Raw genomic sequence first — 24,550 nt, 5'->3', positions numbered from 1 at the left:
GCGGTTCTTCCATCAGTCCGGCTCGGTGACCGGCACCGGAACGGCGGATCGTACGGCCTTCCCGGCGGCCGTACGGCGCCGCCGGCGCAGCCCGTCCCAGGTGAAGACGATCACTGCCAACCATACGAAACCGAAGCCCACCAGCCGGTCCGGCGGCATCGGCTCGTGGAACACGACGACGCCGAGCAGGAACTGCAGCGTCGGCGCGAGGTACTGCAGGATGCCGAGCAGCGTCATCGGCACCCGGGTGGCCGCACCGGCGAACAGCAGCAGCGGAATCGCCGTCACCACTCCGGCTCCGGCCAGCAGCACCGCCTGCCCGGCGCCGTGGTGCCCGAACGCCGCGGTCCCCTGCACCTGCAGCCAGAGCAGGTAGCCGAGGGCGAGCGGCGTCACCACCGAGGTCTCCACCATCAGGCTCTCGATGGCGGCGACGTTCGCCTTCTTCTTGCAGTAGGCGTACGTCGTGAAGCTCAGCGCGAGGATGAACGCCACCCAGGGCGGCCGGCCGTGCGACACGGTGAGGATGACGACCGCGATGCCGGCCAGGCCGATCGCCGTCCACTGCACGCGGTTGAGGCGTTCGCCGAACAGCGCCACGCCGACCAGCACGATCACCAGCGGGTTGATGTAGTAGCCGAGCGCGGTCTCCACCACGTGGTTGTGGTTGACCGCCCAGATGTAGGTGCCCCAGTTGACCGTGATGACCAGGCCGGCGACGGCGAGGTAGCCGACGGTCGCCGGGCTTCTCCGCAGCCGGGCCCACCAGCCCCGGCGGGGCCGGACGAGGAGGACGACCACCGCGAACAGCAGCGACCACACCATCCGGTGGGCGAGGATCTCCAGCGACCCGGCGGGCTGCAGCAGTGGCCAGTACAGCGGGAAGAGGCCCCACGCGGCGTAGGCCGCAGCCCCGAAGACCAGCCCCCGCCGGTTCTCGTCGACGGGGGCCTGGCCTTGGACTTGCGTGGGTGACGCGGTGCGGTGGGAGGGCGAGCCGGCGGACTCCTCCGACAGGCCCGTACTCACGCGTCCGCGCCGACGGTCCAGGTGTCGGACCCGCGCAGAAGCTGGTCGAGGTCGGCGTTGCCGACCTCGGAGCCGGTGTCGGTGGTGGTGCCGTGCTGGTCCTGGGCCAGCCGGACCTGCTCGCGGGCGAGGTCGTCGTAGGACGGCCGGTCCACGTCGCGGAAGATGCCGATCGGCGTACGCGCCAACGTCTGCGCGTCGGACAGCCGGGACAGCGCGAACGCGGTCGCCGGGTCGTCGGAATGCGCGTCGTGGACGAGGAGCGCGTCGGTCCCGACCTCGGCGACCGGCACCACCCGCAGCGCCCCGGAGGCCGGGTCGCGGACCACGCCGAGCTCGCCGCCGGCGCCGAACCGGATCGGCTGCCCGTGCTTGAGCCGGATCACCGCCTCGTCCTGGGTGTCCTTGTCCTTGAGCAGGTCGAACGCGCCGTCGTTGTAGATGTTGCAGTTCTGGTAGATCTCCACCAGCGACGTGCCCCGGTGGGCTACGGCCGAGCGCAGCACCGAGGTGAGGTGCTTGCGGTCGGTGTCCAGCGTCCGCCCCACGAACGTCGCCTCCGCGCCGAGCGCCAGCGAGACGGGGTTGAACGGCGCGTCCAGCGAACCCATCGGCGTCGACTTGGTGATCTTGCCGCGTTCGGACGTGGGGGAGTACTGCCCCTTGGTGAGTCCGTAGATGCGGTTGTTGAACAGCAGGATGTTGAGGTTGACGTTGCGGCGCAGGGCGTGGATCAGGTGGTTGCCGCCGATGGACAGCCCGTCGCCGTCACCGGTGATCACCCACACCGACAGGTCGGGCCGCGACGTCGCCAGACCGGTGGCGATCGCGGGCGCCCGGCCGTGGATGCTGTGCATGCCGTAGGTGTTCAGGTAGTACGGAAACCGGCTGGAGCAGCCGATCCCGGACACGAACACGATGTTCTCGCGCGGAACGCCCAGCTCGGGCAGGAAACCCTGCACCGCGGCGAGGATCGCGTAGTCGCCGCAGCCGGGGCACCAGCGCACCTCCTGGTCGGAGGTGAAGTCCTTGCGGTTCTGCGGCAGGTCGGTGGTGGTGACGCCGCGCAGACCGGGAACGGGCAGGTCGGTTGCGCTCATCGGGGGGACTCCTCCGTCTGCTCGAGGTCGAGCGATCCCGCGAGTTCGGTGATGGCGCCGGTGAGCTCGCTCGCGCTGAACGGCATGCCGCGCACGCGGTTGTAGCTCACGACGTCGACCAGGTAGCGGGAGCGCAGCAGCATCGACAGCTGGCCGAGGTTCATCTCCGGGACCAGCACGCGGTCGTAGCTGCGCAGGACCTCACCGAGGTCGGGCGGGAACGGGTTGAGGTGGCGCAGGTGGGCCTGGGCGACCGGGATGCCGTGCTCGCGCACCGCCCGGCAGGCGGCGCCGATCGGGCCGTACGTCGAACCCCAGCCGAGCACCAGGATCCGCGCGTCGGAGGTGGGGTCGTCCACCTCCAGCGGCGCGATCGAGCGGGTCACGGCGTCCACCTTGGCCTGCCGGGTGCGCACCATCAGCTCGTGGTTGGCCGCGTCGTAGGAGATGTTGCCGTGGCCGTCGGCCTTCTCCAGTCCGCCGACGCGGTGTTCGAGGCCGGGCGTGCCGGGCACCGCCCACGGACGGGCGAGGGTCTCCGGGTCGCGCTTGTACGGCCAGAACGTGCTGTCGCCGTCCTCGGTCTGGTGGTTGGGCTCGGTGGCGAAGTCGGCCCGGATCTCCGGCAGCTCCGCGGTCTTCGGGATCCGCCACGGCTCGGAGCCGTTGGCGAGGTAGCCGTCGGACAGCAGGATCACCGGGGTGCGGTAGGTGACCGCGATCCGGACGGCCTCGATCGCGGCGTCGAAGCAGTCCGCCGGCGACTGGGGCGCGACGATCGGCAGCGGCGCCTCGCCGTTGCGGCCGTACATCGCCTGCAGCAGGTCGGCCTGCTCGGTCTTGGTCGGCATGCCGGTGGACGGGCCGGCGCGCTGGATGTCGCAGACGACCAGCGGCAGCTCCAGCGCCACCGCGAGGCCGATCGTCTCCGCCTTCAGCGCCATGCCCGGCCCGGACGTCGTGGTGACGCCGAGGGCGCCGCCGAACGCCGCACCGAGTGCCGCGGTCACGCCGGCGATCTCGTCCTCGGCCTGGAACGTCGTGACGCCGAACCGCTTGTGCTTGCTCAGCTCGTGCAGGACGTCGCTGGCCGGGGTGATCGGGTAGGAGCCGAGGAACATCGGCAGGTCGGCGCGCCGGGCGCCGGCGATCAGGCCGTACGCCAGGGCGAGGTTGCCGGAGATGTTGCGGTAGCGGCCGGCCTTCATCTCCGCCGGCTTGACCTGGTAGGAGACGGCGAACGCCTCCGCGGTCTCGCCGAAGTTCCACCCCGCCCGGAAGGCCGCGACGTTCGCGTCCCGGACGGCGGGATTGCGGGCGAACTTCGCGTGCAGGAACGACAGGGTCGAGTCGGTCGGGCGGTTGTAGAGCCAGGACACCAGGCCCAGGGCGTACATGTTCTTGGACCGCGAGGCGTCCTTGCGGGTCAGCCCGAACTCCTTGACCGCCTCGGCGGTCGCGCCGGTCAGCGGGAAGGAGTGCGTTTGGTACGCGTCCAGCGAGCCGTCCTCGAGCGGGTTGGCGTCGTAGCCGACCCGGGCGAGGTTGCGCTTGGTGAACTCGTCGGAGTCGACGATCAGGGTGGCTCCGCGCGGCAGCTCCGGCAGGTTGGCCTTGAGCGCCGCGGGGTTCATCGCCACCAGCACGTCCGGGGCGTCGCCCGGCGTCAGGATGTCGTGGTCCGCGAAGTGGATCTGGAAGGAAGAGACTCCCGGCAGGGTGCCGGCAGGAGCCCGGATCTCGGCCGGGAAGTTGGGGAGCGTCGAAAGATCGTTTCCGAACGACGCGGTTTCCTGGGTGAACCGATCACCGGCCAGTTGCATCCCATCTCCGGAGTCCCCGGCAAATCGGATGATGACACGGTCGACCTGCAGGACCTGTTTGGTCACTGGGTGAACGACCTCCTCGACGCCCGCGCAGGAATGTTCTCCGCCGTCCTGTGCGGCGCAATCCCATTTGGTACTTCTATGCTACGTCCGGGCCGTGGTGTGCCGTGGGGGCGACCGCACTGTGGAACATCGTTGCAGTGCGCTTGTCGACTGTAGCTCTCGGTGTTCGAGAAGAGGTGCCGGATCGGCAACCTCGGGTGTTCTCGCCGGCTCACCCTCGGTCTGCCACAGGGAGGACCCCTCGATGCGACGACCCAGCCGACCCAGCCGACCCGCACGTCGACCAATGTCCGGATTCGGTCGGCCACGCCGGTTCGGGGTCTGCGCGGCCTCGGTCGCCGCGGTGGCGATGGCGTCGGCGATGTCCGCGTGCAGCCTGCTGCCCGGCGGGTCCTCCGACGATTCGTCGGCGCCCCGGAACGTGTCGACCTACGACGAGGCGCAGGACGCGAAGGCGAAGGCGCCCGCAGCGGCGGTGCAGGACGCGCGCAGCGGCGGGACACTGCACGTGCTGTCCTCGGCGACGCCGCACACGTTCGACCCGACGCGGGTCTATCACCTGGACACGCTCGCCATCATGCGGATGGTCACCCGTGGCCTCACCCAGACGAAGTACGTCAAGGGCAAGCCGGTGCTGGTGCCCGACCTCGCCACCGACCTCGGGCGGCCGAACGCCGACTTCACCCGGTGGGAGTTCACCCTGCGGGACGGGGTGAAGTACGAGGACGGGTCGCCGGTGAAGGCGGCCGACGTGGCGTACGCGATCAAACGCCAACTGGCGCAGGACGAGCTGTCCGGCGGTCCGACGTACGGTCTGGACTACTACCTCGGCGGCGACTCCTACAAGGGCCCCTACAAGAGCGGCGACGACTTCGAAGGGGTGGACACCCCCGACGAGAAGACCGTCGTCGTGAAGATGCGAAAGCCCTTTCCGTCGATGCGCTACTACACCTCGCTGCCGACGTTCACGCCGATCCCTAAGGCCAAGGACACCCGAGACGACTACGGCAACCACCCGCTGGCCACCGGTCCCTACAAGTTCGGCAGCTACGACCCGGGCAAGAAGCTCGTGCTGGTGAAGAACCCCGAGTGGGACCCGAAGACCGACCCGAACCGTCACCAGTACGTCGACCAGATGGTGTTCGACTTCGGTCTGGACACCAACGAGGTGCAGCGCCGCGTCATCGCCGACAAGGCTGAGGACCAGACCGCGCTGACCTACGCCGACATCCTGGCTTCGAACTACGACGAGATCCGGGGCACCGACGCCCGCAGGCGGCTGGTGACCGGACCCAGCCCGTGCAGCAACTACATGTGGATGGACACCCGGAAGATCCCGCTGGAGGTACGCCGCGCGGTGGCCAGGGCGTGGCCGCTGACCTCGGAGAACCGCGCCGGCGGCGAGATCCCCGGGCTGACCTGGCGCCCGGCCACGACGATCATGCCGTCGGCCACGCCCGGCTGGCAGGACTTCGACGTGATCGGCAACAAGGGCGAGGGCGACGGCGACCCCGCGGCCGCGAAGAAGCTGCTCACCGACGCGGGCCAGCTCGGCTTCGAGTTGTCGTTCTACTACTCCTCCGACGACGAACTCGAGGCCAAGATCGCGGCCGTACGCAAGAAGGCGCTCACCCGGGCGGGCTTCACCGTCAAGACGATGGCGGCGCCGTCGTCGCTGGCGCGGGACCTGTCCGACGACTCGATCCGCCCGGCCAACCTGCGCCAGGGCAGCTGGTGCATGGACTGGGCCAGCGGCGACTCGGTGCTGCCGGCGATCCTGGACGGCAAGAAGGCCGACCTGCCGGGCGCGCCGGTTCCGTCGTTCCTCGACGTGAGTGCGGTCAACGACGAGATCGACCGAATCAGCGACCTGCCGGCGCAGAAGGCGCTGACCGCGTGGGGCCAACTGGACAAGACCATCATGGAGAAGTACCTCCCGGCGGTTCCCCTCGGCGAGGGCGGTACGACGGTGCTGCACGGTTCGCGGGTGGGCAACGTGATCATCGACTCGGTGGGTGGCATGCCGGACTTCAGCCAGGTCTACGTGCGATAGGTCCCGCGCAAGCACGGGTTGACACGCCGGCGGCGAGGCAAGGTCGGCTTGCGCCGGTGTGGCGGCACGCGACGTCCGAATCCCGCCGGTGGTCGCGGCCGTGCCGGGACACGATTGTCGGCATGAGCACATACGAGATCGTTCCGATCGCCCCCGAAAAGCTGGACGCGATGCGCGCCAAGGGGGAGGACGAGTTCGGCAACCCCTGGAAGCCCTATCCGGCGGGGGGCTGGGAGCCGCTGCGGTGTTGCCTGAACGAGTCCGTACCAGGTGAGGCCGTCGCCCTGATCTGCTACACCCCGTGGACCGAGCCGAGCCCGTGGATGGAGGCGGGTCCGGTGTTCGTGCACGCCGAGCGGTGCGCGGGCTACCTGACGCGGGACCGTTATCCGGAGAACATGGGCCGCGGGAAGTGCATGTTCAACACGTTCGACGCAGACGGCAACCGGGCTTACGAGCACATCACGTTCGTCTCGCCCGGTGACGCGTACGAGGACACGCTGGCCGAACTCCTGGGCCGGCCGGAGGTGGCGTTCGTGCACGTGCGCAGCGTCGAGGCGGGATGCCTGGCCTTCGAGGCACACCCGGCGCGGTAGGACTTCCGCCGTACGATCGCGAGCATGCTTCCCACGCTCGACGGGTTCACGCTGGACCTGGTGCCGCACTGTTCCTCGGTGCCCCGGGAGGGCTGGACCGGTGCGCACCGGGTCCGCCCTCTCAGCGAGGGAGGCCATGCGCAGGCACGTGCCCTGGTGGCTGCGTTCGGTACCGACGTCGACGGGGTCTACAGCAGCCCGGCAGTGCGGTGCCGGCAGACGGTGTCGCCGTTGGCCGGCGCCGTCGGCCTTGCGGTCACCGAACTCCCCGAACTCGACGAGGCGGCCGGGTTCGGGGAGCCGGGTGAATGGACCGAAGGTGTTTACGCGCCGATGGGTGCCGCGATCGGAGCGGCGTGGGCGGCCGGCCGGGTGACGCGGGCCCTTGCCGTGATGGCCCGCGAGCATCCCGGCGGGCGGGTCGTCGCGTGCTCGCACGGAGACGTCATCCCGGTCTTCCTGACTCTGCTGTCCGGGATGTACGACCGGCCGCTGCCGGAGGTGGTCGGCCGCGGCGGCTGGTATCGGCTGCGGTTCGCTACCGGCACCGTGACGATGGCCGGCCACCCAGGCGCCGGCGACCTCCAGCAGCGGTGAGCCGTTCATATACTGCGCCAATGGCCGAACGGACGATCAGCTTTGCCCGCGGCGCGCCGAGTGCCGACATCCTCCCGCACGAGGCCGTACGCGAGGCGGCCGCGCATGCCCTCGAGAAGGACTGGGAGAACGCGCTCAGCTACGGAACAGGGCGAGGGCATCCGGGGCTGTGCGAGTGGATCGCCGAGCGACACGGCGTCGGCCCCGAGCAGGTGATGATCACCAACGGCTCGATGGAAGGAGCGGCGCTCCTCTTCCGCCACCTCGTCTCCGCCGGCGATCGTGTCGTGGTCGAACAGCCCACCTACGACCGCACGCTGCTGCTGCTCAAGCAGGCCGGCGCCGAACTCGTGGGCGCGCCGCTGGAGTCCGACGGCATCGACCCGGCCACGATCGAGGCTGCCTGCGCGCAGGGCGAGGTCCGACTGGCCCACGTGATCCCGAACTTCCACAACCCGGCCGGCTGCACCCTCTCGATGGACAAGCGCTCCAGGCTGGTGAAGCTCGCGGCCGACAACGGCTTCACCCTCTTCGAGGACGACCCGTACCGGCTGATCTCCTTCGACGAGGCCCCGGGGCCGACGATGCTCGACCTGGACAGCGCGGACCGGGTGATCCACGCCTCCTCCTTCTCGAAGTCGATCAGCCCCGGCGTGCGGGTGGGCTACCTGGTCGGGCCGGCTGCGCGGATCGCGACCCTCGCCAAGAGTGCCAACGAGCAGTACATCTCGCCGAACATGCTGGCGGAGTCGATCGTCTTCGAACTCTGCCGATCGGGTGGCCTCGACGAGAACCTCAACGTGGTGAACACCGCGCTTCGCGAGCGCCGGGACGCGCTGGTGGAGGCGCTGCGCACGCACATCCCCGGGGCGGAGTTCGTCATCCCGGCAGGCGGCTACTTCCTCTGGCTCGACCTCAAGGACGTCGACTCGAAGGCGCTGCTCGGCCACGCGAAGAAGCTGGGCGTCACCTTCGTGGCGGGCCCCGACTTCATGCTCGAGGGCGGTTCCTCGAGCCTGCGCCTGTCGTTCGCGCCGGTGCCGGCGAGTGAGGTCGCGGAGGGAGTACGCCGGCTCGCCCAGGCACTGGAGCACGCGGCCGAGGACGCGCCTGGTTCGGGACGCTGACGGGAATGACGACCGCGCTTCGAATTCCGGATCGGTTGGCGCACATCGTCGTTTCGGAGTTCGGTGATGTCGGACGCGACTGGCTGGCGCGACTACCGAGGCTGGTCGCTGACGCGGCGGGTGCCTGGCAGCTGCAGGTGGGCGCCCCGTTCGAGCCGGGCGGCAACGTCGGGTGGGTTGCTCCCGTACGTCGAGCGGACGGCAGCGACGCGGCGTTGAAGGTGGAGTGTCCGGGACATCGCAATCCCTGGGCGGCAAGGGGCCTGCACCACTGGGCTGGTCGCGGAGCGGCGCGACTTCTCGACTCCGACGAGGCGAGTCAGGTCCTGCTGCTCGAGCGGTGCGTGCCCGGCACGAACGGTGATGAGCTCGACGTCGCGACCGGGAACGAGGTCGTTGCGTCGGTACTCGCCGAGTTGCATGCGGTCGAACCCCCTGCAGAGGACGAGTTCGAGCCACTCGCGATGTTGGTGGAGCGCTTCCGCGAGACGATGTGGGACAGGTTCGATCGGTGTGAGCGGCCGGTGGATCGAGGTGTCGTCGCGCAGGCGGACGAGCTGTTCACGTCCCTGACCTCATCCTCTACGGACATCGTGTTGCTACACGGCGATCTTGGGCCGGGGAACGTGGTGCTCTCCCAGCGTGGATGGTTGGCGATCGATCCGTATCCGATGTTGGGTGATCGCGCGTTCGACGTGAAGCAGGTTCTGTCGCTGCGTGATCTCCGAGACGCGCGGGAGCAGGTCGCCTTCTTTGCCGATCGTCTGGATCTTGATGCGCGACGCATCGCCGGCTGGACCTTCGCGTGCTGTGTGAAGGAGGCGCTGCGGTGCAGGTCGGTCGGAGACGCGAGGGGATTCCGCAAATTCCTCGACCGTACGGAACAGCTCTCGTCGCAGCGCCTGGTGTAGCCAAGCTCAGGGATCCGGAAAGTGCGGGGCCCGGTCGGCGTCGCCCCGGCCACGATCGAGGCTACCTGCGCCCAGGAGGGGATCCCCTCTCGGTGGGACGGGAGAACGCCCCGGCCGGCGGTCAGGCGGATGCGCGGTAGCGTTGCCGGGCCGCCTCACCCGAGGTGCCCAGCGCCGAACCGATCGCCGCCCAACTCAGGCCCTGTCGGCGGGCCGCCTGGACCGCCTCGGCCAGGACCGCTTCTGCCTGGTACCGGGCCAGAGCGCTTCGCCGCAACACCGCCAACGCCTCCGCGTGTTCGATGTTGGCAGCGTCTGGTTCGAAGTCCTCGAACCGCCGGGCGAACTCGTCGGCCTGCTCGATGATCTGCCGAATACTGCGAGGCATTGCACTACCTCCGGAACTTCAGCCGAGCCGACATCGCGTGCTGACGCTACCTCGCACTCACAGTCGACGACAAGTTAACTTGCCAGTTCTGCAGGTCCAGCCGCCCACCGAAAACGGGTCAGGGCTGGTCGGCGTCGACCAGGCGGTGCAGGAACTGCCGGGTGCGCGGTTGCACCGGGTCGTCCAGCACCTGCTCGGGCGGTCCCTGCTCGGCGATGACGCCGCGGTCGAGGAAGCACACCCGGTCCGCGACCCGGCGGGCGAAGCCCATCTCGTGGGTGGCGATCACCATCGTCATCCCGTCCCGGCGCAGGTCGGAGACCAGGGCGAGCACCTCGCCGACGAGTTCGGGGTCGAGGGCGGATGTCACCTCGTCGAACAGCATCAGCCGGGGCGAGTTGACCAGCGCCCGCACGATCGCGGCCCGCTGCTGCTGCCCGCCGGACAGCCGGTCGGGATACTCGCGGGCCTTGTCGGCAAGCCCCACCCGGGCGAGGAGTTCGAGGGCGGACTGCTCGGCTTCCTCCTTCGACCGGCGGTGCACCCGGCGGGGCGCCAGGGTCACGTTGTCCAGCACGGTCAGATGCGGGAACAGGTTGTACGACTGGAACACCATCCCGATCCGCTGCCGGAACGCGTCGGCGTCCACTCGCGGGTCGGTGATGTCGGTGCCGTCGAGGTGGATCGTGCCGTCGCTGACGCGTTCGAGCAGGTTGACGCAGCGCAGCAACGTCGACTTGCCCGAACCGGACGCACCGATCAGGACGACGACCTCGTGCTCGGCGACGGTCAGGTCGATGCCGCGCAGCACCTCCACCGTGGCCGACCGGCGGCCGAACACCTTCCACAGGTCGCGGCACTCCAGCACCGCGCTCACGCCGATCCCTCCGCGGACTGCCGGCGGGCGGCGCGTACGGTCACCGCGTCGGTGACGGCAACCAGCGGGATGGCCAGTGCGACGAACAACGCGCCCGCCACGACGTACGGCGTGAAGTTGTACGTCGTGCCGACCGAGATCTCCGCCGCGCGCACCGCGTCGATCGGGCCGGCGAGCGAGATCAGCCCGACGTCCTTCTGCATCGCCACCAGGTCGTTCAGCAGCGGCGGGCTGACCCGGCGCACGGCCTGCGGGAGTACGACGTACCGCATCGTCTGCCGGTAGCTCAGCCCGAGCGAACGCGCGGCCGCCCGCTGGCTCGGGTGCACCGACTCGATGCCGGCGCGGAACACCTCGGCGAGGTAGGCGCTGTAGGTGAGGATGATCGCGGCCGCGCCGAGCACGATGACGCCGGGCGTGCCGTGCAGGCGGAGTCCGGGGACGCCGAGCGCCATGACGTAGATGACGATGATGAGGGGTACGCCGCGGAACGCGTAGGTGTAGCCAGTCGACAGTGCCCGGATCGGGAACGCGACCGGGCCGCGGAGCGTACGCAGGAAGGCGATCAGCAACCCGAGCAGCAGCGAGCACGCCGCGCAGGCGAGCAGTAGGCGGAGGTTGAGCCACAGTCCGGACAGGATGTGCGGCAGCGCCTGCCGGGCAACCTGCGGGTCGAGGAACGACGACCGCACCCGCTCCCAGCCGGGCGCGCCGGTGAGGGCGAGGTAGAGGACCAGGCCGAGCACCGCGGTGGAGCCGGCCGCGACCAGCACCGACCGGACGGTCTGCCGGGTGCGGTAGCGGTCGCGAGAGACCTGCAGCGGGCTGGGCGTGTGGCCGCCGTCGCGGCGCGGATCCGGGTCGGCGCCAGGTGGGCGGCCGGGGGCGGTGGTGGACGACATCGGCGCGTCGGTCCCGTCAGCTCAGTTGAGGACCGGCGCGCCGGCGACGTCGGCCAGCCAGGTCTTGGCCAGTTCGTCCAGGGTGCCGTCGGTCCGCAGCGCGTCCACGGCGCGGGTGACGCAGGCGGTCAGCGGGGAGCCCTTGTCCAGCACGAGTCCGAACTGCTCCGGGGTGCCCGACTTCTGCTTCAGCTGGCCCACGATCGTGGCGTTCTCCAGTTGCGCGGCGGTCATGTAGAAGGCGGTGGGCAGGTCGACCACCAGTCCGTCGATCGAGCCGTTGGACAGCGCCTGGCGGGCGTCGTCGTTGCTGCGGAACACCTGCGCCTGCTTGCTTGGCTGCACGACGTCGTTGATCACGTCGTAGCTCGTGGTGTTGACCTGCGCGCCGAGCTTGGCGTCCTTCAGGTCGGGGACGGACTTCGCCTTCGCGATCGGAGCGGACTTCAGCGCGACCACGGCCTGGGTGGCGTCGTAGTAGGAGGAGCTGAAGTCGACGGCCTTCTTCCGCTGGTCGGTGATGGTGAACTCGTTGATGTCGAAGTCGAAGTCCTTCGGCCCGGGCTGGATGGCGTTGTTGAACCGCACCCGGGTCCAGGTCACCTCCGACGCGGCGAACCCGAGCTTCCTGGCCACGGCGTAGGCGACGGCCGACTCGAACCCCTTGCCGCTGGTGGGGTTGTCGTCGGCGAACCAGGGCTCGTACGCCGGTTGGTCGGTCGCCACGGTGAGGGTGCCGGGCGTGTGCAGGTCGAGGTCGCTCTTCGCGCATCCGTCCGCCGTGGGGGTGGCGGACCCGGTGGCCTTCGCCGACTTCGTGGGCGTGCCGCCGGCCTGGCCTCCGGTGGCGCTGTCCTCGGGTGCGCACGCGGTGAGCGCGGCGAGCACCGCGCAGGCCAGCGCGGAAACCAGCACGGCGAGCCGGTGGCGCGGGCCGCGGCGGGACGTGTGGGCGGGGGACCAGGTGGCAGTGGGCATGCGCGGGCTCCGGGGAGGCGGGGGGACGGCACGGTCGTCCGGAGTCGCGGTCGCGATCACCTGGACGTGATCACCCTAAACGGGCCCGGGGACAACGGTCTGTCTAACCTTGAGGCGTTTCGTTCGGCAGGAGAGACAGGGGAGTCCGATGGGTTGGTTCGAGGTGCCGCTGGACGACGAACGTACCCAGCTCGACGCGGCCGTCGAGGACTACCGCGTTGCCATCGAGGCGACTCTCGACTCCCTCACCGAGGACCAGGCCCGCCGCCGGCTCGTCTCGTCGGCGACGACCTTGCTCGGGCTGGTCAAGCACGTCACGTGGATGCAGCGGGTGTGGTTCGAGGAGTGCGTCGGGGGTTCGTCCCGCGGGGAGCTCGGCCTGGTCCAGGGTCCGGACGACTCCTTCCGGCTCGCCGACGACGACACCATCGCCTCGGTCACGGCAGCCCACCGGGAGGCCTGCGCCACCGCCCGGACCAAGGTCGCGGACCTGCCGCTGGACGCCGTCGTGACCGGCCACCGGTCCGGACCGCGCACGCTGCGCTGGGTCTACCTGCAGGTGCTCCGGGAACTGGCCCAGCACAACGGCCACGCCGACATTCTGCGCGAACAGGTCCTGGCCGACTGAGGTCGGAGGCCCGGCACGCGGGCCGACCCCGGCGCTGCGCAGGCGAGACGTCGCGCAGGCCCTAGGGTGTCACTGGACGGGCGGAAGGAGGCGTGCCGTGAGCGCCCTGGCGATGGCCGGTAACGCGGACTACTACGCGACCTACACGACGGTTCTGCTGGTCGTGCTGGCCGGAGTGGCGTTCGCCGCGGTCGCGTTCGGCGCCAACCGGCTGCTGCGCCCGCACCGCCCGACGCGGGAGAAGCTCCTCACCTACGAGTCCGGGGTCGACCCGGTGGGGGAGGGCTGGGCGCAGACCCACGTCCGCTACTACGTCTACGCCTACCTCTACGTCGTGTTCGCGGTGGACGCGATCTTCCTGTTTCCCTGGGCCACGGTGTTCGCCGCGCCCGGGTTCGGCTGGGCGACGCTGACGGAGATGTTCGTGTTCATCGGGTTCATCGCGGTCGGACTGCTGTACGCCTGGCGCAAGGGAGTGTTGACGTGGACGTGACCCCGAAGGGCCCGGTCGACCTGCCGTTGCCGCAGGTCGCCCCGACCGGAACCGGTCCCGGACCCGGAAGCCCCGGCGAGCTGGGTGCCCTGTCGCGGCTGGCCCCGGAGCCGCTGAAGTTCGTCCTCAACTGGGGCCGGCGCTATTCGCTGTGGGTGTTCAACTTCGGCCTGGCCTGCTGCGCGATCGAGTTCATCGCCTCGTCGATGTCGCGGCACGACTTCATCCGGCTGGGCGTGATCCCGTTCGCGCCGGGGCCGCGGCAGGCCGACCTGATGGTGGTGTCCGGAACGGTCACCGACAAGATGGCGCCGGCGATCAAGCGGCTGTACGAACAGATGCCGGAGCCGAAGTACGTCATCTCGTTCGGCTCCTGCTCCAACTCCGGCGGGCCGTATTGGGACTCCTACTGCGTCACCAAGGGCGTCGACCAGATCGTCCCGGTGGACGTCTACGTGCCCGGCTGCCCGCCACGTCCGGAGGCGCTGCTGCAGGGAATCCTCACGCTGCAGGACAAGATCGCGGCGGAGTCGTTGCCGGAGCGGTACGCCGGGGCGGTCGAGTCGGGCGAGCCCGGGCAGCCCGGTCAGCCCGGGCAGCCCGGGACGGAGGCCGGCCGGCCGCGTGGCCGGTGGCGTTCGGCCGCCTCGCTGCTGCGCCGCCCGCTGCGACCGGGTGACCGCGAATGAGCTGGTCGGAGGAGGCCCGCGCGGCCGTGGCCGAGGCGCTCGGCCTGGACGCCGCGGAGGTCGGGCTGGACGAGGCGTTCGGCCCGCCCGCGCTCGACGTACCCGCCGATCGCTGGGTGGACGCGCTCACCGCCGTCCGCGACGTCGTCGGCTGCACGTACTTCGACTGGCTGTCCGCGGTGGACGAGCTCGAGCAGGGCTTCACCGTGGTCTGCCACCTCGTCCGGCTCCGCGGCCAGGATCGCGAGGACAGCGACGAGAGCGCCGGCTCGGCGATCGACCACCTGCTCGTCCGCACGAAGATCCCGCGCGAGGACGCCCGGCTGCCCACGGCCACCGGGGTGTACGCCGGTGCCGGCTGGCACGAGCGGGAGACGTACGAGATGTTCGACATCGACTTCGCCGGGCACCCGAACCTCGCGCCGCTGCTGCTGCCGGACCAGTTCGAGGGGCACCCGCTGCGCAAGGAGTTCGTGCTCGCCAGCCGGGTCGCCAAGCCCTGGCCGGGCGCGAAGGAGCCGGGGGAGTCCGAGCACGACGCGGCCCGGGCGCCGAGCCGTCGGCGGGTCGCGCCACCCGGCGTTCCCTCGCCCGAGGCGTGGGGTCCCCGCCCGCCCGGCTCGCCCGCCCCGGATCCGCTGGCCGCCGCCAAGCCGGCCCGGCCCGCGCGGTCGGCCAAGCGCGCCGAACGCCCGGCTCGGCGCACCCCGCGAACCGACCAGCCGGAGCAGCCCGCCCAACCAGAGCAGCTCGACCAACCTGACCAGCCGGGCGAGGGCGGTGCCGGCGATGGCTGAGGTGCTGGAGGTCGTGCTGCGGGTGGTCGGGGTGTTCGCCGCGTTCCTCGTACTCCCGCTCCTCGTGGGCCAGACCGAGCACAAGGTGATGGCGCACATGCAGGGCCGGCTCGGCCCGATGTACGCGGGCGGCTTCCACGGCTGGGCACAGCTCGTCGCCGACGGCGTGAAGTTCGCGCAGAAGGAGAGCGTCGTCCCCGCCCGGGCGGACCGCACCGTGTTCCGGCTCGCGCCCGTCATGGCCCTGCTGCCGTACCTCGTCGCGCTCGCCGCCATCCCCCTCGCGCCCGGAGTGGTGGGCGTCGAGCTGGAGACCGGGCTGTTCTACGTCCTCGCGGTGATGGGGATCGGGGTGCTCGGCGCGCTGATGGCCGGCTGGGCCAGCGCCAACAAGTACAGCCTGATCGGCGCGTTCCGCTCGGCCGGTCAGCTGCTGGCGTACGAACTCCCGTTCGTGCTCGCCGCCGCGAGCGTGGCGATGGCGGCCGGCACCCTCTCGCTGTCCGGGATCGTCGACGCGTGGGAGCCGTGGTGGCTGCTGTGGCAGCTGCCGGGGCTGTTCGTGTTCTTCGTGGCCGGGCTGGCCGAGCTGGCCCGGCCGCCGTTCGACATGCCGGTGGCCGACGCGGAGATCATCTTCGGCCCCTACACCGAGTACACCGGGATCAGGTTCGCGTTGTTCCTGCTCGCGGAGTACGCCGGGATCGTGGTGCTCGCGGCCCTCACCACGGTGCTGTTCCTCGGCGGCTGGCAGGGCCCGTTCACCGCCGAGCTCGGCTGGCTGTGGACGCTGGTGAAGGTGTTCCTGGTGGCATTCGTGGTGATCTGGGTGCGGGTCGCCTACCCGCGGCTGCGGGCCGACCAGCTGCAGCGGCTGGGCTGGCAGCTGCTGGTGCCGCTGGCGCTGTTCCAGCTCGCGCTCACCGGCGTGGTCAAGGTGGCCATCTCATGAACGACCTGCTCAGGAACGATCCGGCGTACGGGAAGGTGGCGTGGGCACGATGACCGATCTCCCCGGCAAGGGACTCGTCCAGGGGCTGAAGGTGACGTTCGACCACCTCACCCGGCGGGCGGTGACCCAGCAGTACCCCGATGTCAAGCCGGAGTTGCCTGCCCGCTCCCGCGGCGTCATCGCGTTGTTCGAGGAGAACTGCACGGTCTGCATGCTCTGCGCGCGGGAGTGCCCGTGCTGGTGCATCTACATCGACTCGCACAAGGAGACGACGGAGCCGACCGAGCCCGGCGCCCGGGAACGCTCCCACAACGTGCTGGACCGGTTCGCGATCGACTATTCGCTGTGCATGTACTGCGGTATCTGCATCGAGGTGTGCCCGTTCGACGCGTTGTTCTGGTCGCCGGAGTTCGAGTACGCCACCACCGACATCGCCGACCTCACCCACGAGAAGGACGAGCTGCGGGAATGGATGTGGACCGTGCCGGTGCCGCCGCCGGTCGACGCCGGTGCCGACGTGCCGAAGGAACTCGGCGCCGCGCGCAAGGCCGCCGAGCGGGAGAACCGCTGAGCCCATGACCACGACGATCGACGTGTTGTTCTGCCTGCTCGGCGCGGTCGCGGTCGGCTCCGCCCTGCTGGTCGTGACCACCCGCCGGATCGTGCACGCCGCGCTGTGGCTGGTGGTCACGCTGGGCGCGCTGGCCGGATGCTACCTGCTGTTGACGGCGGAGTTCGTGGCCTGGGTGCAGGTGCTCATCTACCTCGGCGCGGTCGTCGTACTCCTGGTGTTCGCGCTGATGCTCACCCGCGCGCCGATCGGTCCGGTGGAGCGACCGCCGCTCTTGCACGTGGTGGTGGGCGGGCTGGTCGCCGCCGGGGTGGCGGCGGTGCTGCTGGTCGCGCTGGTCTCGGGCTTCTCCGGTGCGGTCATCGCGCTGGACCGGGCCGAGGTCGGCGGGGCGCGGGCCACCGGGCGGGCGCTGTTCTCCACCTGGGTGCTGCCGTTCGAGGTGCTGTCGGTGCTGTTGCTGGCCGCGCTGGTCGGCGCGATCGCGCTGTCCCGGAGGGACGGCCCGGCGGCCGAGGCCGGCCGGTCCGACGCCGAGGAGCCTGCGACCACGGCGAAGGGGAGCCGCTGATGCCGCTGCTGTTCCCGCTGGTGGTGGCGGCGCTGCTGTTCGCCATCGGGGTGTACGCCGTTCTCGTACGCCGCAACGCGATCCTCGTCCTGATGGGCGTGGAGCTGATGCTGAACGCCGTCAACCTCAACCTCGTCGCGTTCGACGCCTGGCACCGCGACGCCCTGCACGGCGGGCAGATTCTGACGCTGTTCACCATCACCATCGCGGCCGCCGAGATCGGGCTGGGGCTGGCGATCGTGCTGCTGGTGTTCCGCACGCGCGGGCAGGTGGACGTGGATGCCGTCCGCGAGCTGGCCGACCGTGACCGGGCCGACGAGCACGTCGCCGAGGCCGAACGCGCCGAAGCCGCCGAGCTGGCGGAGATCGCCGAACGCGCCGAAGCCGAGCGCGCCGGGTCCGGCCGCGTGGAAGCCGAGCGCCCGACCACCGCGGAGGCCGGCCGATGACGCTTGTGTGGGTCGCGCTGCTCGCGCCGTTCGCCGCCGCCCTGGCAGCACTCGCCCTGGGCCGCCGGATCCCCAAGGCGGTCGCCCCGATCGGGGTGGCGGGCGCCGGGATCGCGTTCCTGGCCGCGATCGCCCTTGCCGGCATCGACCTCGCGGGCAACCTCGGCCAGCGCGGCGCGACCCTCGCGCACGTGCCGACCGGCGGGCTGGCGTTCGACATCTCCTTCCGCGTGGACGGGCTGACCGCGCTGGTGGCGCTGCTGGTGACCGGCGTCGCGCTGGCGGTGCAGATCTACTCGATCGACTACCTGCGCGGCGACCCGCGCTACGCCTCCTACACCGCGTTCGTCTCGCTGTTCACCGCGGCGATGCTGGTCGTGGTGACCGCGAACGACCTGTTCGTGCTGCTGGTCGGCTGGGAGGTGATGGGCATCTGCTCGTACTTCCTGATCGGCCATCACTGGGAGCTGCCCGACGCCCGCGACGGCGCGATCAAGGCGTTCCTGGTCACCCGGCTGGGTGACATCGGCTTCCTGTTCGGCATCTTCGCCCTCGGTCTCGGCGCCGGCACGTTCTCCATCGGCGGCATCCGCGAGGTCGCTGCCAACGGCGGGTTGACATCGGGTACGGCAACCCTGGCGACCTTGCTGCTGCTGTGCGGCGTGGCCGGGAAGTCCGCGCAGTTCCCGCTGCACGTGTGGCTGCCGGACGCGATGGCGGGCCCGACCCCGATCAGCGCGCTCATCCACGCGGCCACGATGGTGGCGGCCGGGGTGTTCGTGGTGGCGCGGCTGCTGCCGGTGTTCCAGCAGGCGCCGGCCACTCTCGCGGTGATCGCGGTGGTCGCCGCGGTGACCATGGTCGGCGCGGCGCTGTGCGCACTGGCCGAGAACGACGTCAAGCGCGTGTTGGCATGGTCGACGGTCAGCCAGCTGGCGTACATGCTGGCCGGTCTCGCCGCCGGCGGCTACACCGCGGGGCTGTTGCTGCTGGTGGCGCACGGCGCGTTCAAGGCGCTGCTGTTCCTGTGCGCGGGTGCGCTGATCCACGCGGTCGGCAGCAACTCGATGGACGCGATGGGCGGCCTGCGGCGCACGCTTCCGGTGACGTTCGTGACGATGACGATCGGGCTCGGCGCGCTCGCCGCGGTGCCGCCGCTGTCCGGCTTCTTCGCCAAGGACGCCGTGATCGGTGCGATCTCCCGGGCGGCGACGCTCGGCGGTCCGCTGCCGGGCTGGGCGGCCTGGATCGCGCTGGTCGCCGGTTTCGCGACCGTGGCACTCACCGCGGGGTACGCCACCAGAATGTGGCTGCGGGTCTTCTTCGGCACCGCCGCCGGCACGGTCCCGGCCGCGCCCAGCCAGCCCGCGCACACGCAACCCCACCTTGCCGAGGCGCCCGCCCTGATGCGCTGGCCGCTGGTGGTGCTCGCCGTCCCGGCCGCGCTGGTCGGCTGGCTCGCGCTGGTGCCCGGCACCTGGGCGCGCTGGCTCGGCGGCGGCGGGCCCGGCATCCCCGAACCCACGATGGTGCACTGGGGGACCACGCTGATCGCGCTGGTGCACCTGGTCCTCGCCTGTGTGCTGGTGACCTGGGCCTGGCGGCACGTCGAGCGCGAGGATCCCGCGCGGATGCTCGGCCGGTCGCGTCCGCTGCTGGCCAACGGCTTCCGGATGGACGAGCTGATCGACGCCTACGTCGTCCGGCCGGTGTGGGGGCTGGCCCGCCTGGTCGTCGCCGGTGACCGGGACGTCGTGGACTTCTACGTACGCGGGTCCGGCCGGGCCGCCCGCTGGGTCGGCGGCGGATTGCGGTTGCTGCAGACCGGCAACGTCTCGACGTACCTCGCCCTCCTGCTCGCCGGGGTCGTGCTGCTGGCCGTCGCGGCGTTGGGGGCCTTCGCATGAACGTCGTACTGCAACTTCTCCTCGGCGTGCCCCTGCTCGGCGCGCTCGCGCTCACCGCCGGCCGAAGGCTGGTGCCCGACCGCGCGGCGGCCCCCTTCGGCGCGGTGGTCGGCGCGGTGACCCTGCTGCTGGCGGTCTGGCTGGCGGCGGCGTTCGACTACGGCGCGGCGCACCGGGTGCAGTTCCAGACGAACGTCAGCTGGATCCCGTCGGTCGACGTGCGCTGGCACCTCGGCATGGACGGCGTCTCGTTGCCGATGGTGCTGCTCACCGTGCTGCTGGCGTTCCTCTGCCTCCTCTACACCACCCGGGTCGCGCCCGAGGGCGGGCGGGTGCGCGCGCTGGTGGCGCTGATGCTGGTGCTCGAGGTCGGCATGCTCGGCACGTTCGTGGCGTTCGACCTGATCGTCTTCTTCCTGTTCTTCGAGGTCGTGCTGGTCCCGATGTGGTTCGTGATCGCGGTGTGGGGCGACCCGCACGACGCGGCCGGCCGGCGCCGCGCGGCGACCACGTTCATCCTCTACACCCTGCTCGGCAGCGCGATCATGCTGCTGGGCTTCCTGCTCGTCCACGCCGGCGCGCACACGTTCGACCTGACCGTGCTCGCGCGGCGCGGCGGCGACGGCATCGCGCGCGGCACCCAGGTGCTGGCGGCGGTCGCGATCGGACTCGGCCTGGCGGTGAAGAGCCCGATGTGGCCGCTGCACAGCTGGCTGCCGGACGCGCACGCCAAGGCGCCCACGGTCGGGTCGGTGCTGCTGGCCGGGGTGCTGCTGAAGATGGGCACGTACGGCTTCGTCCGGGTGTGGCTGCCGGTGGTGCCCGACGGCGCCCGGGCGGTCGCGCCGTACCTCGCGGGGTTGGCCACGGTCGGGATCCTCTACGGCGCGCTGGCCTGCCTGCGCCAGGGCGAGCTGAAACGCCTGATCGCGTACTCCTCGGTCGGCCACATGGGCTTCGTCCTGCTCGGCATCGCCACCCTCACCGCCGCCGGCGTCAACGGCGCGTTGTTCGCCGGCGTCGCGCACGGGCTGATCACCGGGCTGCTGTTCTTCGTCGCCGGCGCGATCAAGGACCGGCACGGCACCGGCGACCTGGGCCGGCTGGGCGGCGGGATGTACGCCCGGATGCCGCGGCTCGCGGGCGTGTTCGTCTTCGGCGCGGTGGCCAGCCTCGGGCTGCCCGGCCTGGCCGGCTTCTGGGGGGAGATGCTGGCGCTGTTCGGCGCCTGGAATCCCGCGGCCTCACTCGCCCGTACGACGTACCTCGTGCTGATGGTGCTCGCCGGGCTGGGTGCCGTCCTCACCGCGGCGTACTTCCTCGTCCTCGTCCGCCGGATGTGCCAGGGCGCCGACACGATCGGGCCCAGCCTGCTGTCCGTGCGCGACGTCACCGCGGTCGAGGTGGTGGCGTGGGCGCCGCTGGTCGCGCTGACGGTGGTGCTCGGCCTGTATCCGGGCGCGGTGCTGACGGTCACCGATCCGGCGGTGCGGTTCCTGGTGGGCGGGTGAGTGCGGTGATGGGTTCCGTGGGTGCGGTGGACTCGATGGGTTCCGTGGGCTCCGTGGTGAGCGCCGTGGTGGGTTTCGTGCAGCCCGTTCCCTGGCTGGTGATCAGCCCGCCGCTGGCGGTCGCGGTCACCGCGCTGCTGGTGCTGGTGGTGGACTCGTTCGCGATCCCCCGGCGGCGGGGGATCGCGCCCCGGCTCGCGCTGGCCGGCCTCCTGGTCGGGCTGTTCCTGGTGATGGCGACGCCGGTGTGGTCGACGAGCTGGATGGACGGTGCCTTCTGTGCCGGCGGCGCCGTCGAGCCGTGGCTGACCAGCGCGTGTTCGTACGTCGGCGACCCGTTCACCTGGTCGTTCCAGTTCCTGATCGCGGGGGCCGGGGTGATCGTGGTGCTGCTGTCCACCGGCAAGGGGCGGGCCCGCGATCCGGAGGCGACCGGACCCGGGACCGGCACGCTCGGGACCGGCACGCCCGGGACCGGCACGCTCGGCGGCGGCATTCCCACCGGGGAGTACCACTTCCTGCTCCTCGCCTCCGCGGCCGGCGCGATGACCCTCGCCGCCGCCCGCGACCTGATCACGCTCGTGGTGGCGCTGGAGGTCGTGTCGCTGCCGGTGTTCGCGCTGGTCGGGCTGCGCCGCGGTGACCGGCGCGGCGCGGAGGGCGCGCTGAAGTTCTTCCTGGTCTCGGTCGTCTCGGTCGCGGTGATGCTGTTCGGGGTGTCGCTGGTGTACGGCGTGACCGGCACGATGTACCTCGACCGGATCGCCGCGGCGCTGCACGCCCCCGGCCCGGCGAGCCCGGTCGGCTACGGCGGTCCGCTCGCCCCGATGCCCGCGCTCCCCGGTGGCGACCTGGCCGCGGTCGCCGGTCTCGGAGTGATGCTGACCCTGGTCGGGCTGGCGTTCAAGGTCGCCTCGGTGCCGTTCCACTTCTGGGTGCCGGACACCTACGTCGGCGCGCCCGTCCCGGTCGCTGCGTACCTCTCGGTGGTCTCCAAGGCAGCCGGGTTCGCCGGCATCCTGCTGGTGCTCGGGTGGGCGTTCCCGGGCTACGTCCGGCTGTGGGCGCCGGTCGTCGGGGTGCTCGCGGCGGCGACGATGACGCTCGGAAACCTGGTGGCGCTGCGCCAGCGCAACGCCGTCCGGCTGCTCGCGTGGTCCAGCGTCGCCCAGGCGGGCTACCTGCTGGTGCCGCTGGCCGCCAGCAACGGCTACGTGAAGGGGACCACGCTCACCACCACGATGGCGTACCTCCTCATCTACGTGGTCGCCAACCTCGGCGCGTTCGCCGTCGTGTCACTGACCGTCAGCAGCGGGCCGGGTCGGCTGCTCGGCGACTACCGCGGGCTGTTCTGGCGGCGGCCGGGGCGGGCGCTCGCGCTCGGGTTCTTCCTGCTGGCGCTGGCCGGGCTGCCGCCGGGGGTGTTCGGGCTGTTCGGCAAGTTCGTGCTGTTCCGCGCGGCGATCGACGGCGGCGCCGGCTGGCTGGCCGTGGTGATGGCGGTCAACGTCGTGATCGCGCTGGCGTACTACCTGCCCTGGACGGCGCTGCTGTTCCGCTCCCCGGAGGGCGCCGCTGAGTCTGGAGCGGAAGCCGCCGGCGAGACGGGCGGCGCGGTCGCCGGGCCCGCCGGGGCCGTGGCGGCGGTGTGGGCGGGGCCCTGGCCGGCCCGGATCACGGTCTGCATCCTGGTCGTGATCGCCGTCCTACTCTCCGTCTTCCCCGACCTCGCCCTGGACTCCGTGAGCTACCCCGCGCGCGTCTGACCGGCTTCGGAGCCCACCCCGGGCTTGCCGCGGCGGGGCGGTGGGGAGAGGCTGTGCCGCGTGACAGTGATCCAGCCGGACGCCGGGCAGCCGGGCGCGGGAGAGTCCTCCTCCGACCGCGGTTGTGACGTGGTGGTCGTCGGTGCCGGCCCGGTCGGGCTGGCCGCCGCTCTCGATCTCGCCCGGCGCGGAGTCCGCGTCCGGGTGCTGGAACCGGAGGCGGCCCGCGCGTCCCGCCCGCCGATCCGCGGCCTGGGCCCGCGCAGCCTGGAACTCTTCGACGACCTCGGGGTTTCCGCCGAACTCCTCGCCGCCGGCACGCCTGACCTGCCTGTTCGCCGGTACGCCGGGACCCGGGTCGAGGAGTCGCCTGCCGCCGCCCCGACCGGTAAGCGCCGCCCACTCGGCCGGACCTACCTCGGCCCGCTGACGATCCCCGGCAGCCGGGTGGAGGCGATCCTGCGGGACCGGCTGGCGGAGTACGACGTGGTGGTCGAGCAGGTCGGCGGCCTCGGCCGGCTGAGGCAGGACGAGTACGGAGTGCACGTCCCGCTGGCCGGGGGAGCGGCGGCCGGGGGAGCGGCGAGCGCCAACGGCAGCGGTACGCCGGGCAGGGCGGCGTACGTGATCCTCACCGACCCGCTGCCGGACGTCCTGCCGGCGCCCGAACCACCGACCGAGCTGGAGGGTAAGCCCGGAGCCGCGCCTCCGCCGGAACCCGAGCCCGCGCCGCTGACGTACGTCGGCGAGCTCACGCTGACCGGCCTGGCCCGCGACGACGTACTCCACCTCTGGGAGCAGGGCGTCGCGCTGGCCCCGCTGCCGGGCGGGGACACCTGGTGGTTCCTGGCGTACGACGTACCCGATCATCCGAACGTGCGCCGGACCGCACCGCAGGCGCCCACCCTGGCCCGCGCCCAGCAGGTGTTCCACGAGCGGACCGGCCTCACCGACGTCCGCTTCCGCGACGCCGCGTCCCTGGTGGCGTACGCCGCCCCCACCGCACCGGGCACCGCCGCCGCCGAAACCACTTCGTACCGCCAAGGCCGGATCCTCCTCGCCGGCGACGCCACCGGTGCCCACCCGTACCCGCTCGGCGGCCTGGACGCCGGGCTGCAGGACGTGCACAACCTGGGCTGGAAGCTCGCCGCCGCGCTGGTGAGCGGGGAGGAGACGGCGCTGGAGACGTACGCCGGTGAACGCCGGCCGCAGCCCGCGCCCCGCCGCACTCTCTTCGGCCGCGCCAAGCCCCGCCCGTGGCACGCCGACCTCACCGAACCCGACCCGTTCGCCGTGCACTACCGCACCTCGGGCCTGAGCCAGGAACTCGGCGGCAAGCGGCTGTTCCTGCACGCCGGGGACCGGGTGCCCGACATCCGGCTGTGGAGTGTGCGCACGGGTAGCGACCTCCGGCTGTTCGACATCCTCCGCGGGCCGCACTGGACGCTGATCGGCCTGGGCTCGGTGGCGGCGGAGACGGTTTCCGCGGTGCGGCTGCGGTTCGGGAACGGCGTGCGCGGTGAGGTGATCGGCGGTGGCGCCGGGACGTCGGCGATCCCCGGGGTGAGCCTGCTCGACCGGTACGGCGAGGCGCGGCACACGCTCGGCAGCCGGGGCGGCAATGTTCTCGTCGTACGCCCGGACGGTCATGTCGGGTTGCGCGCCGGGCTGCGGCCGGAGATCGTGGTCGCCTACCTCGAGGGCATGGTCACCGAAGCCGTGTGACCCGGGGCGTGTAACCCGGTAAGCCGGGCGGGGCGGGGAACGAC

Annotated in this window: 23 protein-coding genes and 1 pseudogene; 17 read left to right on the top strand and 7 right to left on the bottom strand. The window is 71.4% G+C overall.

What is annotated here, in order from left to right:
* Window positions 1-12: 12 nt before the first annotated feature.
* Genes rarD through FHR37_RS21300 form a run of 3 tightly spaced genes read right to left on the bottom strand, consistent with a single transcriptional unit; the run spans window position 13 to window position 4,018 of the window.
* Window positions 13-1,029, bottom strand: a complete 1,017-nt coding sequence (rarD, locus tag FHR37_RS21310) for an EamA family transporter RarD (protein WP_237768669.1) — start codon at window positions 1,027-1,029, stop codon at window positions 13-15.
* Window positions 1,026-2,129 carry a 2-oxoacid:ferredoxin oxidoreductase subunit beta gene (locus tag FHR37_RS21305; RefSeq protein WP_092882404.1) on the bottom strand — a complete coding sequence of 368 codons (1,104 nt, stop codon included), beginning with the start codon at window positions 2,127-2,129 and terminating at the stop codon, window positions 1,026-1,028. The genes rarD and FHR37_RS21305 overlap by 4 nt, the downstream gene beginning before the upstream one ends.
* The gene (locus FHR37_RS21300; RefSeq protein ID WP_092882405.1) at window positions 2,126-4,018 is read right to left on the bottom strand and encodes a 2-oxoacid:acceptor oxidoreductase subunit alpha; all 1,893 of its coding nucleotides are present in this window, start codon (window positions 4,016-4,018) and stop codon (window positions 2,126-2,128) included. Before FHR37_RS21300 ends, FHR37_RS21305 begins: the two co-directional genes overlap by 4 nt.
* A gap of 286 nt (window positions 4,019-4,304) precedes the next feature.
* On the opposite strand from FHR37_RS21300, the gene FHR37_RS21295 reads away from it, so the two are divergent.
* From FHR37_RS21295 to FHR37_RS21275, 5 genes are all read left to right on the top strand, one after another.
* On the top strand, window positions 4,305-6,071 hold the full coding sequence (locus FHR37_RS21295; RefSeq protein WP_175542415.1) for an ABC transporter substrate-binding protein: 1,767 nt from the start codon (window positions 4,305-4,307) through the stop codon (window positions 6,069-6,071).
* 122 nt (window positions 6,072-6,193) lie between these two features.
* Window positions 6,194-6,667, top strand: coding sequence for a DUF1203 domain-containing protein (locus FHR37_RS21290; protein WP_092882407.1), 474 nt, complete (start codon window positions 6,194-6,196; stop codon window positions 6,665-6,667).
* Between the two features lie 24 nt (window positions 6,668-6,691).
* Window positions 6,692-7,264 carry a histidine phosphatase family protein gene (locus FHR37_RS21285; RefSeq protein ID WP_092882408.1) on the top strand — a complete coding sequence of 191 codons (573 nt, stop codon included), beginning with the start codon at window positions 6,692-6,694 and terminating at the stop codon, window positions 7,262-7,264.
* A gap of 20 nt (window positions 7,265-7,284) precedes the next feature.
* Entirely contained in the window at window positions 7,285-8,391 is a 1,107-nt protein-coding gene (locus FHR37_RS21280) for an aminotransferase-like domain-containing protein (RefSeq protein WP_092882409.1), read from the top strand.
* Window positions 8,392-8,396: 5 nt separating this feature from the next.
* A complete protein-coding gene (locus FHR37_RS21275; protein WP_092882410.1) occupies window positions 8,397-9,302 on the top strand; it encodes an aminoglycoside phosphotransferase family protein in 906 nt (301 codons plus the stop codon).
* Window positions 9,303-9,423: 121 nt separating this feature from the next.
* On the opposite strand, the gene FHR37_RS21270 is transcribed toward FHR37_RS21275, so the two are convergent.
* From FHR37_RS21270 to FHR37_RS21255, 4 genes are all read right to left on the bottom strand, one after another.
* On the bottom strand, window positions 9,424-9,690 hold the full coding sequence (locus FHR37_RS21270; protein ID WP_092882411.1) for a hypothetical protein: 267 nt from the start codon (window positions 9,688-9,690) through the stop codon (window positions 9,424-9,426).
* Between the two features lie 118 nt (window positions 9,691-9,808).
* Window positions 9,809-10,567, bottom strand: coding sequence for an amino acid ABC transporter ATP-binding protein (locus tag FHR37_RS21265; RefSeq protein WP_092882412.1), 759 nt, complete (start codon window positions 10,565-10,567; stop codon window positions 9,809-9,811).
* Window positions 10,564-11,469 (bottom strand): amino acid ABC transporter permease, encoded by a 906-nt coding sequence (locus FHR37_RS21260; RefSeq protein WP_092882413.1) that lies wholly within the window; start codon window positions 11,467-11,469, stop codon window positions 10,564-10,566. The genes FHR37_RS21265 and FHR37_RS21260 overlap by 4 nt, the downstream gene beginning before the upstream one ends.
* Before the next feature lie 21 nt (window positions 11,470-11,490).
* The gene (locus FHR37_RS21255) at window positions 11,491-12,447 is read right to left on the bottom strand and encodes an ABC transporter substrate-binding protein (RefSeq protein WP_092882414.1); all 957 of its coding nucleotides are present in this window, start codon (window positions 12,445-12,447) and stop codon (window positions 11,491-11,493) included.
* A 148-nt stretch (window positions 12,448-12,595) separates the two neighbouring features.
* Between FHR37_RS21255 and FHR37_RS21250 the strand changes: the two genes are divergently transcribed.
* From FHR37_RS21250 to FHR37_RS32630, 12 genes and pseudogenes are all read left to right on the top strand, one after another.
* Window positions 12,596-13,075, top strand: a complete 480-nt coding sequence (locus FHR37_RS21250) for a DinB family protein (protein WP_092882415.1) — start codon at window positions 12,596-12,598, stop codon at window positions 13,073-13,075.
* A 97-nt stretch (window positions 13,076-13,172) separates the two neighbouring features.
* Window positions 13,173-13,568, top strand: a complete 396-nt coding sequence (locus FHR37_RS21245; protein WP_237768670.1) for an NADH-quinone oxidoreductase subunit A — start codon at window positions 13,173-13,175, stop codon at window positions 13,566-13,568.
* Entirely contained in the window at window positions 13,559-14,257 is a 699-nt protein-coding gene (locus FHR37_RS33605; protein WP_330831761.1) for an NADH-quinone oxidoreductase subunit B, read from the top strand. Before FHR37_RS21245 ends, FHR37_RS33605 begins: the two co-directional genes overlap by 10 nt.
* Window positions 14,254-15,054, top strand: coding sequence for an NADH-quinone oxidoreductase subunit C (locus FHR37_RS21235; RefSeq protein ID WP_092882416.1), 801 nt, complete (start codon window positions 14,254-14,256; stop codon window positions 15,052-15,054). The genes FHR37_RS33605 and FHR37_RS21235 overlap by 4 nt, the downstream gene beginning before the upstream one ends.
* Window positions 15,047-16,006 carry an NADH-quinone oxidoreductase subunit NuoH gene (nuoH, locus tag FHR37_RS21230; protein WP_092882498.1) on the top strand — a complete coding sequence of 320 codons (960 nt, stop codon included), beginning with the start codon at window positions 15,047-15,049 and terminating at the stop codon, window positions 16,004-16,006. The genes FHR37_RS21235 and nuoH overlap by 8 nt, the downstream gene beginning before the upstream one ends.
* A 178-nt stretch (window positions 16,007-16,184) precedes the next feature.
* Window positions 16,185-16,409 (top strand): annotated as a pseudogene (locus tag FHR37_RS31915) (4Fe-4S binding protein); the annotation flags it as partial.
* Between the two features lie 172 nt (window positions 16,410-16,581).
* Entirely contained in the window at window positions 16,582-17,148 is a 567-nt protein-coding gene (locus tag FHR37_RS21220) for an NADH-quinone oxidoreductase subunit J family protein (RefSeq protein ID WP_092882417.1), read from the top strand.
* Entirely contained in the window at window positions 17,148-17,597 is a 450-nt protein-coding gene (gene nuoK / locus FHR37_RS32635) for an NADH-quinone oxidoreductase subunit NuoK (RefSeq protein WP_092882418.1), read from the top strand. The genes FHR37_RS21220 and nuoK overlap by 1 nt, the downstream gene beginning before the upstream one ends.
* The gene (locus tag FHR37_RS21210) at window positions 17,594-19,504 is read left to right on the top strand and encodes an NADH-quinone oxidoreductase subunit 5 family protein (protein ID WP_092882419.1); all 1,911 of its coding nucleotides are present in this window, start codon (window positions 17,594-17,596) and stop codon (window positions 19,502-19,504) included. Before nuoK ends, FHR37_RS21210 begins: the two co-directional genes overlap by 4 nt.
* Window positions 19,501-21,015 (top strand): complex I subunit 4 family protein, encoded by a 1,515-nt coding sequence (locus FHR37_RS21205; protein ID WP_092882420.1) that lies wholly within the window; start codon window positions 19,501-19,503, stop codon window positions 21,013-21,015. The genes FHR37_RS21210 and FHR37_RS21205 overlap by 4 nt, the downstream gene beginning before the upstream one ends.
* 8 nt (window positions 21,016-21,023) lie before the next feature.
* Window positions 21,024-22,781, top strand: coding sequence for an NADH-quinone oxidoreductase subunit N (locus tag FHR37_RS21200; protein ID WP_202817989.1), 1,758 nt, complete (start codon window positions 21,024-21,026; stop codon window positions 22,779-22,781).
* Between the two features lie 60 nt (window positions 22,782-22,841).
* The gene (locus FHR37_RS32630) at window positions 22,842-24,506 is read left to right on the top strand and encodes an FAD-dependent oxidoreductase (RefSeq protein WP_175542416.1); all 1,665 of its coding nucleotides are present in this window, start codon (window positions 22,842-22,844) and stop codon (window positions 24,504-24,506) included.
* Window positions 24,507-24,550 lie beyond the last annotated feature (44 nt).

Source organism: Actinopolymorpha cephalotaxi (assembly GCF_013408535.1).
GTDB classification, from domain to species: Bacteria; Actinomycetota; Actinomycetes; order Propionibacteriales; family Actinopolymorphaceae; genus Actinopolymorpha; species Actinopolymorpha cephalotaxi.
Note: the sequence above shows the minus strand (reverse complement) of the source record. Positions and strands in the feature narration are given on the sequence as shown.

Coding starts and splice junctions, on each gene's coding strand:
- FHR37_RS21290 (WP_092882407.1), top strand. CDS start 6,194: ATGAGCACATACGAGATCGTTCCGATCGCCCCCGAAAAGCTGGACGCG.
- FHR37_RS21280 (WP_092882409.1), top strand. CDS start 7,285: ATGGCCGAACGGACGATCAGCTTTGCCCGCGGCGCGCCGAGTGCCGAC.
- FHR37_RS21210 (WP_092882419.1), top strand. CDS start 17,594: ATGACGCTTGTGTGGGTCGCGCTGCTCGCGCCGTTCGCCGCCGCCCTG.
- FHR37_RS21270 (WP_092882411.1), bottom strand. CDS start 9,690: ATGCCTCGCAGTATTCGGCAGATCATCGAGCAGGCCGACGAGTTCGCC.
- FHR37_RS21250 (WP_092882415.1), top strand. CDS start 12,596: ATGGGTTGGTTCGAGGTGCCGCTGGACGACGAACGTACCCAGCTCGAC.
- FHR37_RS21305 (WP_092882404.1), bottom strand. CDS start 2,129: ATGAGCGCAACCGACCTGCCCGTTCCCGGTCTGCGCGGCGTCACCACC.
- FHR37_RS21220 (WP_092882417.1), top strand. CDS start 16,582: ATGACCACGACGATCGACGTGTTGTTCTGCCTGCTCGGCGCGGTCGCG.
- FHR37_RS21235 (WP_092882416.1), top strand. CDS start 14,254: ATGAGCTGGTCGGAGGAGGCCCGCGCGGCCGTGGCCGAGGCGCTCGGC.
- FHR37_RS21255 (WP_092882414.1), bottom strand. CDS start 12,447: ATGCCCACTGCCACCTGGTCCCCCGCCCACACGTCCCGCCGCGGCCCG.
- FHR37_RS21275 (WP_092882410.1), top strand. CDS start 8,397: ATGACGACCGCGCTTCGAATTCCGGATCGGTTGGCGCACATCGTCGTT.
- nuoH (WP_092882498.1), top strand. CDS start 15,047: ATGGCTGAGGTGCTGGAGGTCGTGCTGCGGGTGGTCGGGGTGTTCGCC.
- FHR37_RS21200 (WP_202817989.1), top strand. CDS start 21,024: ATGGGTTCCGTGGGTGCGGTGGACTCGATGGGTTCCGTGGGCTCCGTG.
- FHR37_RS21260 (WP_092882413.1), bottom strand. CDS start 11,469: ATGTCGTCCACCACCGCCCCCGGCCGCCCACCTGGCGCCGACCCGGAT.
- FHR37_RS21285 (WP_092882408.1), top strand. CDS start 6,692: ATGCTTCCCACGCTCGACGGGTTCACGCTGGACCTGGTGCCGCACTGT.
- FHR37_RS21295 (WP_175542415.1), top strand. CDS start 4,305: ATGTCCGGATTCGGTCGGCCACGCCGGTTCGGGGTCTGCGCGGCCTCG.
- nuoK (WP_092882418.1), top strand. CDS start 17,148: ATGCCGCTGCTGTTCCCGCTGGTGGTGGCGGCGCTGCTGTTCGCCATC.
- FHR37_RS21205 (WP_092882420.1), top strand. CDS start 19,501: ATGAACGTCGTACTGCAACTTCTCCTCGGCGTGCCCCTGCTCGGCGCG.